The sequence below is a fragment of the Colwellia sp. 6M3 genome (assembly GCF_014077595.1).
GTDB lineage: Bacteria > Pseudomonadota > Gammaproteobacteria > Enterobacterales > Alteromonadaceae > Cognaticolwellia.
The window spans coordinates 1-1,716 of the sequence record NZ_JACGWF010000182.1 but is presented as its reverse complement, the minus strand read 5'-3'; the positions used below and the strand labels follow the sequence as shown (position 1 = coordinate 1,716).

At 38.5% G+C, this 1,716-nt stretch carries 1 protein-coding gene; it reads right to left on the bottom strand.

Features of this window, described 5'->3' with window-relative positions:
* Positions 1-228: 228 nt before the first annotated feature.
* Positions 229-1,668, bottom strand: a complete 1,440-nt coding sequence (locus H4J50_RS18855) for an NCS2 family permease (RefSeq protein WP_182257688.1) — start codon at positions 1,666-1,668, stop codon at positions 229-231.
* Positions 1,669-1,716 lie beyond the last annotated feature (48 nt).

The following is a 1,716-nucleotide window of genomic DNA, read 5'->3' as shown; positions in this document are numbered from 1 at the left end:
AATATACATAATTAATATTTATCATTCAATATGTTGTTATTAGTTACTGAATAAAGCGATGTAGAAAGGCAGATTTAATCTGCCTTTCTACAATAAAGCGGGATTTACGGTGTGGCTGTATAAAAATACAGTGCTTTATTTTTAATTTAAAATTATCATTAAAATTAAAAACGATAGGCTAAAAGCACTAATAAATCATACTGACCTTTAAGCAATATTAAATAGCCGTTATGTTAAAAAGATAAATTTCGCTACGAACAGTGCGGTTAACGCCCAAACACCATTTGAAATATCTTTATGCTTTCCTGCACCTAATTTAAGAACGGTATAAGTTATAAAACCAAATGCAATACCGTTGGCAATTGAGAAAGTAAAAGCCATCATAACGGTTGTGCTAACGGCGGGTGCATATTCGGTTAAATCATCCCAATCTAGGCCTCTTAATGAGCTCATCATTAACATGGCAACATAAATTAGTGCGCCATCAACCGCAAAGCCAGGTAGCATTTGTGCTAGTGGTAAAAAGAACATACCTGCAGCAAATAGTAACCCAATGGTTACGGCTGTTAAGCCTGTTCTACCGCCAACAGCAACACCAGCAGCAGACTCAACATATGAGGTAACGGGTGGACAACCAAAAGCGGTACCAATTACTGAAGAAATAGAGTCGGCTTTTAATGATTTACTTAAGCCAATAATTTTACCGTTTTTATCTTGTAATTTAGCACGTTCTGCAACGCCCATTAATGTGCCAGCGGTATCAAAAATATTCACAAATAAGAAAGTAACAATAACGGGGATCAAAGCGACTTGAAAAGCACCTGCTATGTCGGCTTTCCAAAGTATAGGTTTAAGTGCTGAAAAGTCAGGTATCGCTAACATGCCGTTATAACTAACAAAACCCGATGCTGGTGCGAATGATTTGGCGGCTTCTGCCACGACAAAAAATTCTGTTGGGAGTACCCATGTCATAATAAAAGCTATCAGGGTTGTTATGGCGATACCAATAATTACCGCACCAAATACATTGCGATAACTCAATACTGTTATCAGTAAAAAGCTTAAAAAACCTAGTGCTGGAGCTTCAGGGCCAAACTCTCCAAAGCCAAAATGTGTTAAATCAGCCAGAGCAACTATATTATCAGGGTTGGCAACAACTATACCGGTAAAACGTAAGCCTATAAAACCCAAAAACAAACCTACCCCTGCTGTCATTGCAAGCCGTAAACTAAGGGGAATACTGTCTAACATCCATTCTCGAAGCCTTGTAACACTCATTAGCACGAAAATAACACCAGAAAGAAATACTGCACCTAAGGCAATTTCCCAACTGTACCCCATAGCGCCAACAACAGAAAAAGTGAAAAATGCGTTTAAACCCATACCTGGCGCAAGCCCTACTGGCCAGTTTGCATATAGCCCCATCATAATGGTGGCAATGGCAGCTCCTAAACATGTCGCCAAAAATAAGCCATCGAACGGCATACCGGTTTTCGACATAATAATAGGATTTAAAAACATGATGTATGACATAGTTACAAAGGTGGTTAACCCTGCCATTAGCTCTGTTTTTACGTTGGTATTGTGCGAGTTTAATTTAAAAAATCGCTCTAAGAAGCTTAAATCGCGAGTCGCTGCACTGGCGGTGTTACCGGCTTGATCATCCATAATTTGTTCTCTAGTTGTTTATAATTAGGTTTTGTAATGCTTATAAAT

What these genes read in the sequence shown, in the direction of transcription:
- H4J50_RS18855 (WP_182257688.1), bottom strand. Translation starts at nt 1,668, where the DNA reads ATGGATGATCAAGCCGGTAACACCGCCAGTGCAGCGACTCGCGATTTA.